Annotated in this window: 7 protein-coding genes; 1 reads left to right on the plus strand and 6 read right to left on the minus strand. The window is 62.8% G+C overall.

Going from position 1 to position 6,453, the window contains the following annotated elements; all coding sequences use genetic code 11:
• Positions 1 to 7: 7 nt before the first annotated feature.
• From J0J01_RS19940 to J0J01_RS19960, 5 genes are all read right to left on the minus strand, one after another.
• Positions 8 to 577, minus strand: coding sequence for a terminase small subunit (locus J0J01_RS19940; RefSeq protein WP_296383771.1), 570 nt, complete (start codon positions 575 to 577; stop codon positions 8 to 10).
• A 125-nt stretch (positions 578 to 702) separates the two neighbouring features.
• Positions 703 to 3,297: a bifunctional DNA primase/polymerase gene (locus J0J01_RS19945; protein WP_296383773.1), complete on the minus strand. Its 2,595-nt coding sequence runs from the start codon at positions 3,295 to 3,297 to the stop codon at positions 703 to 705.
• Positions 3,272 to 3,490, minus strand: a complete 219-nt coding sequence (locus J0J01_RS19950) for a hypothetical protein (protein WP_296383775.1) — start codon at positions 3,488 to 3,490, stop codon at positions 3,272 to 3,274. Before J0J01_RS19950 ends, J0J01_RS19945 begins: the two co-directional genes overlap by 26 nt.
• A 211-nt stretch (positions 3,491 to 3,701) precedes the next feature.
• The gene (locus J0J01_RS19955) at positions 3,702 to 3,920 is read right to left on the minus strand and encodes a helix-turn-helix domain-containing protein (RefSeq protein WP_296383777.1); all 219 of its coding nucleotides are present in this window, start codon (positions 3,918 to 3,920) and stop codon (positions 3,702 to 3,704) included.
• Positions 3,921 to 4,170: 250 nt separating this feature from the next.
• A complete protein-coding gene (locus J0J01_RS19960) occupies positions 4,171 to 4,461 on the minus strand; it encodes a hypothetical protein (RefSeq protein ID WP_296383779.1) in 291 nt (96 codons plus the stop codon).
• 396 nt (positions 4,462 to 4,857) lie between these two features.
• Here J0J01_RS19960 and J0J01_RS19965 point away from each other — a divergent pair, with 396 nt between their 5' ends.
• On the plus strand, positions 4,858 to 5,280 hold the full coding sequence (locus tag J0J01_RS19965; RefSeq protein ID WP_296383783.1) for a hypothetical protein: 423 nt from the start codon (positions 4,858 to 4,860) through the stop codon (positions 5,278 to 5,280).
• Between the two features lie 120 nt (positions 5,281 to 5,400).
• Here J0J01_RS19965 and J0J01_RS19970 read toward each other — a convergent pair whose 3' ends face one another.
• Positions 5,401 to 6,111, minus strand: coding sequence for a hypothetical protein (locus tag J0J01_RS19970; protein WP_296383785.1), 711 nt, complete (start codon positions 6,109 to 6,111; stop codon positions 5,401 to 5,403).
• Between the last annotated feature and the right edge of the window lie 342 nt (positions 6,112 to 6,453).

Genomic DNA, 6,453 nt, shown 5'->3' on the forward strand with positions numbered 1-6,453 from the left:
AGCCAGGTCAAGACCGCATCCTTTCCCTGCATGCGGCCACGCGCTCGCGCAGCTTCGCGGCGAAGCCGTCGATGCCAGTGACATCGAGCTTGTCCTTGTTCATGCCCCTGATGCGCGCGAGCGCGGCCAAGGCTCCCATCCGATCGGCAAGTTTTACCTCAGTGGTGACGGTTCGAGCGCCGTCCTTGCCGAAGCGCTCTTTCACCGTGACGCTTTGGACCAACAAGGCCGCATCGTCGCTCAGGTCAGCGCTCGCACCGACGACGGCGACGCCATCGGCATCCCACTTCACCACGTCGCGCGTGTCGCCAAAGGCGATGGCCGCATAGGCGTTGGTAATCCTGTCCTCGTCGACCCGGAGGCGCGCCGCTCGCTCCTCACGCTCCAGATCGATGGCCGCGATAACCGTAGGGTCTTTAAGCAGTCGATGCGCCTGAGCCCGCGCCGTGTGGGGCGAGTAGCCTGCCGTGACGGCAGCGTCCTTGCCGATGCCGTGACCAGCATAGGCGATGGCGAACCGCTGGCGCCGCACATTGACCGCCGCGCGCGTCGGGCCGAGGGGGAGCTTGGTCAGCATTGGTCAGCGTTTTCCTTCTGAAAGCCGATTTGCGGTTTGCGCGGTTTGCGCGGTTGTTTCCAAGTCCTTCATATAAAAATGCTGCAATTCCTGTGCGTGGGATTGAAATCAACCGCTCAAACCGCTCAAACCGCAGATGAGAGCCACCATGTGGCCGTTCGGCCCCCTGTCTCACTCTCCAGACGCACCCCGCTAACGATCCTGCCCTTATGGCTGCTGAGCCATTTGCCGAGCCGGCGGCCGTCGATGGCGCCGCTACTGCCTGCCACGGCGAGCAGCGCCTCCCGGAGATCAGGATGGCGCCAGGTCTGCTCTGGCTTGTCGCGATAGTCGCCCTCACCCAACATGCGCGTCTCCTTCTCGCAGGCGAGCTTGATCAGGTCCGCAGAGGTGAGGCGCCGCTCCATCCCGATTGCCGGCGTGTCGCGCATCGCCATGAACACCGCGCCCATCTCCAAGAGGCGCGGGTCTTCACTGCGGGCGGCGGCCATCGTGTCAACCGGGTCCGCCTGGCCCAACCAGATCAGGGCCGAGCGCACGAGGTTCGACCAGCCCTCGAATGACCCCAGGGGCGGCGCTGGCGATGGCCGGCCGGCGGCGATGTAGGCACGGCAGATAGTCAGCGCGTCGGCTATGTATCGCCCACGGTCCGCCAGTACGGCCTCGATCGGCCTCATCGGGAACGATCGAAGCTCCGGCCGCTCCATGTTGGCGTCGAGGGTGCAGACAATCACGCGCCGCGTCATGTCGCCCACGAGCCTAAGATTGTTGCCTGTGGCGAACATCGTCGTCCTTGCCTCGACGCGAACATTTTCCGACTTGCCCAAGATGCGAATGTCTACCGTGGGCCGCTCGACGATCTGATTGAGGGCATCGCCGCCAAGCTCAGCGTTGCAGTTGTCAAGAGAGATCAACGGCTGACCTGTGCGAAGCGCGGCGCCGAGCCTCTTTTCCAATTCTTCCTCTGTTCGGCCTACCGCCATGACGGGCATGGGGCGGCCGGTGGCGATGGTAGAGACGACATCAAGCAGGTAGCTCTTGCCCGTGCCGGCAGTAGGGGCACAAACGGCATGCATCGGCGTGACGGTGAAGGCTCCGCGCACGACGGGCGTGATCAATGCCGACAGCGCGACGCTCCGGCTGGCGTCGGAGACGAACGGGAATTTGACCAACAAGTCGCGCAGCCTGGTCAACGAAACGAGGGCATCGGCCCGCGTTGGCGACGCCGCTATTTGGGGCATTGCCGGCGGCTCGACCAACAAGAGGCGAGTAGCTTCGTCGTATCCCTCTTGGTCCAGGATGCTGCCATCCGGCCGAAGGGTTGGCGTGGTGAGGACGCCTATGATCCGGGGAAACTTCCACTCACCAACGCGAGCCAGGATCGTGCAGGCGACATCGGGCGGCGGATTGATCCGCTTTAAGCCGCCCTTGCGGCCATCGAACTTCACAAAGTTAGCAGCGAGACACAGCCGATCCGTGAGGTAGTAGCGCTCGACTGGCACGAGGCGGGCTATGTTTGTGCGCTGGCCGTGGGCAGCGTCGACCTCGTCGACGACAGGCCGGACCAACGCGCCGCCGCGCTGATACAGGTTGTTCCCGAAGGCGATCAACGCAGCTTCCGCTTCGGTGGCAATGTGGCTGATCTCTCCTTCGCGGACCTCGATCGTCCCTTTGACACCATCGCCGGCCGGCTCCACCGATCGGCGCTGCATCATCGCCCGCATGTCCGCTGCAGAGACCGGCTCGTCGCCCTGAGGCGGCGGAGGTGCGGCGTCGGGCAGTGTCTCCCGCCGCTGCGGTGGCGCGGGCCTCGACGCCTCCGGCGCGCTCCTCGGCTGAGCCTGCCCTTGGCTGAGCGCGCGCTCTACCTTCTGCGCAACGTCGGTCAGCGTCCAATCGCGGGCGATTGCCATGCCGGCATCGACAAGGGCGGCGCGAGCCACCGTCTCGCTGATCTCGCCTCCGCCTACCAGCGTCCCAATGACAAAGGCGCTCGTGTTGAGCGTCACCTCCTGGGTGCCGGGCTGCGCCGTCCTGATCTTGTCGCACTCGTCGCGGAGTGCGCGCTCGCCGTATGGGGTGATGAGCTTGCCGCCGGGCGGGGCTGGCGCTCGGTCTGGGCGAGGTCCAGGCGGCGGGACAAGCCGCAAGGCAGGCGGTGCCTTCTTTTCAGCGAGCGCGAGCAGCCATTCCGGCGCTCGGGCAAACGCCATCTTGGAAGGCCGGCGCTCGGCGTGCCAAGCGTAGTTGACGCCGCTCGCATGCCTCGACGGCGCAGCCACGATGTAACCGCCGTCGCCGCGAACGTCGATCTTTGGTCCGATGCGCGACGCGCTGTTGCGGATCGGCCGCGCGGGGTCGTAGGCAAAGCAGATGTGGCGGCCCCTGGCCGTCGTCTGCTCGGGCGTCTCGGGCAGGGCGCCGTGCTCGGCTTCAAGTGCGGCCAGCGACGCGGCGCCCTCGGGGCCGTCCACGTCGACGACAAAGAAACCGGGCGCCGGGCCGGTCGCGATGCCGATGTTGAGGCTCGGGTTGGCGCCATACCATCCGTCGATTTTCTCGAGATCGGTAGTCGCGTCGAGTAGACCGTTCGCCGTCGCCGGCCGCTTGAACGTATCGGCGGCGGCGACAGGAAAGATCGGAATGCCGCGGCACGCATAGGCCCGCGCCGCGGCATGTGTGGGGCTCGACACTTCAGTTGACCTCAGCGAGTAGGCCACACTGTTGCTCGATGCGCTCGACGGCCCACAGGACCGGCCCCAAGCCGCCAAGGACGGAGCCGGCGCAAAGGTCGAAGCTGCCCAGGGTGCGGGCAGCTTGGAGCAATGCACGGCGATCGGCGTCGGATAGGTCAGCGCGCTTCCAGAGCGTCTCGATCCTCACCGCGATGATCTCATTGTTGACATCGAGCATGGGTAGCCGATAGCGGCCACCATACCGGCGCCATGGCAGGTGCGGCCACGCGGGGCCGCGCTGCGGCTTCGGCGTGTCAGGACTGTAGAGTGGCTGACTAGTACGCATAACGTGCTCTCCTTGTGGTGGGGAGCGCGGTACGATATGGTCTTGCTGTTCACACATGATCATCACCGACCGCGCCCCGCCGGGTAACTGGCGGGGTTTCGTTTTAGGCGGCGGTTGCGGGCAGGCTATCGAGCCACGCGACAACCTCGGAGGCCGGAACCAAGGTGCGGCGGCCGGACTTCAATATCCGGATGCGCTTGGCAGAAACCTCCTCGTAGAATTTGGCGCGGCTGATCGAAGTCGTTGCGCAAAATTCGTAGACGGTGAGCGCCGCACGGGGGAATGCGGCGACGGTGACAGGCTGAGCGGGAGCGTTCGACATTGTTTCTCCATGCCGGCGAAGCGCCGGACCGATGGACCACAGTGGAACGAAGGTGCGCGAGGTGTAAACGCTGTGACGATCACAACGACACCCTTAAAACGTTGGCCTGCTTATGTTTTAGTCGATTTGTGATAACGGATGATAACGAAAATAAATGTTAGCCAGATGCGGATGACCGAATTCCATCGCGTATCGCCGCCGATCGAGACTGAGGGCGGCGCGGCCAAGGTCAGCCGCGCCGATGGTCTGTTTAGCTGTGGGGAAGGGTTGACCTCAAGTCGCGCAACATGCCCATCGCGAGCCGGCTAGTCGTCAGGTGCGGCCGCTTTGCCATGTTGTCGGTATCGACGATGTGCTCAAGCTTCAAGAGGATGCCGAGCGGAGTGGTCGTGCGATGCTCGATGAAGCGTTCCTCCGCTTCGTCCATGGCCGCGACGCTCTCGCCGGCAACTGGCGTGCCGGCCGCCTCCCAGGCCGCGACCTTCTGTTGGTAGTCGTTCCATAGGGCCTGAGCCGGATCGATGCTGGGTTTAACGGGCATAGTGCAGTCTCCCAAAATGGTTTCGTTGGTTGCTCATGGGGAGCAAGAGCTTCCGGCCGAGCGAATAATATGTAATACATAACTATCAACTCCGTCAATTAGGTATTACAAAATGAGAAAGAAATCTCAGGTGCAAGGCGTCGGTCGCCCAGCGACGATCGGCGCCGACGTTACAGCGGTTGTCCGCATCTCCAAATCAATGAGCGATGCCGTCGACGCATGGGCGAGGGCCGCGAGGGTGACGCGCTCCGAGGCTGTGAGACGACTTATCGGATTGGGGCTTGAGCGAAATGCTTTGAAGCGTCGCACGCCTTAGCAAGTTGCGTTGGCATTAGGCCAAGAGTTGCGATCTTCCCAGGCTTGCGCGCCCCGCCGCCCGCTGCAACCGTCGTAAGCATGGATCACAGCAAGAAGCCGCCGACATTGGACAGCGCGCTCGCCGCCAACGTGACCGTCGCGGCGCTTACTGATCTGGAGCGCCAGCGGATCGCACACGCCGAGCGCGCCGCTCTGCTCAGGCGCGATCCGGCGGCCGAGCACCCCGATCGTCCCAGCATGCGCAGTCCCGAGACGGTCGAGATGGAGACGCGCCCGGTCCGTTTCGAGATCACCTTTGGCGACCCACTCCGGGTACGCGAGCAAGCGGATATGCTCATCGCCACACTCAACGAAATCAAGGTCAAGACCCAAGAACATCATCTAGGCGCGATCCGCCAACGGATGGCATGTCGACAAATTGCGGATGTCGGCCGGCGTCTCCTAACGCGCTACAATGGCAAGCTGCCAAGCGGTGAAGCGCGGAGGACACCGAGGACCTAGCCGCAACGCCGACCGGTAGTGTCCTAATTTGGGGAATTGTGCACATGACGTACCATGACCCATCCCCTAGATCACCGTCCGTCTCCCCTGACGGGGAGGCTGGCGCGCCCGAGATCGAAATCACCCCCGAGATGACTTGCCTTTCCAGTCCACTCTCGCGTGAGCGTATCGTAGAGGCGGCCGCAAGGGCTCTCCACGAAGAGATGGAGCGTCTCGATCCCACAGACCAGCCGGAATGGGAAGACTTGAGCGATAGGGAGCGTGCGTTCTTGAAGGGGTGTGCAGGACACCTGCTTCGGCAAGCTGCAATTCTAGAGGCTTGGCTGGCCTTTGATAGAGCCCGCTGACCACACGATAGGTTGGTGACTGGAGGTTCGCGAAGAGCCTGATACGAAGGACGATAAACTCCCATTGCTCCACGGTCGCCTCTTCAAATTTCAAGTCGTGTAGCAGGTCCGTCTGAGGCTCAAGGCTCAGGTCGCTACCTACGTAGAAATGTCGAGCGCCGTCATTGTCGCCAATTATGTAATTCGGCAATAACGGTATGAACCCGTCCAGGCCGAGAATCGCTACGGTGTATGCGTGCGCGATCTTGGCGAGGACACGCATGAACGCCCAAGTGTCCAGCCTGAGCGTGTTGAATTGGCGCAAGTTGTACTTGTCCGCCATTGTGTGGAGTTGATCTTCCACCAGATTGAACCGCATTTCCGGAACGGCGAATGGCGGCATCGGATTGAATAGGCGGGGCGCGCCAAGTATTGGGAAGATCGGTATGGCCGGATAGTCATGCCACGGGATTAGAGTTTTGCCGCCCTCATGAAAGACGGGCATCGACGTTTTGCCCTCTTTCTCTCTCCGCTGCTGCCGCCGTTTGTCCTGAAGCCCGAAGTACTGGCGTATGGGATCGATGCTCCCCCTTTGCCAAATTTGCTCCCACCGTCCTGTGACCCGCTCGCACGTCCTGCAAGAAGCCTCGGGCAAGAACTCTTGTCCGTTGATTCCGCGCGGGATGATGTGTTCATCCCTTAGGGAAGGTCTGACCAAGTCACGCAATGACGGCGTCGCCGGTCCTTGGTCTCGTAGTCGGCTCTTTTCCGTCGGAAGCCGTCACGAATGGGCGCAGAAGGCTCCGTATTTGCGGTGAGGTGCCGGCGTTCTCGCTGTCTCGCCCCT

Source organism: Reyranella sp. (genome assembly GCF_017305915.1).
Lineage (GTDB): Bacteria > Pseudomonadota > Alphaproteobacteria > Reyranellales > Reyranellaceae > Reyranella.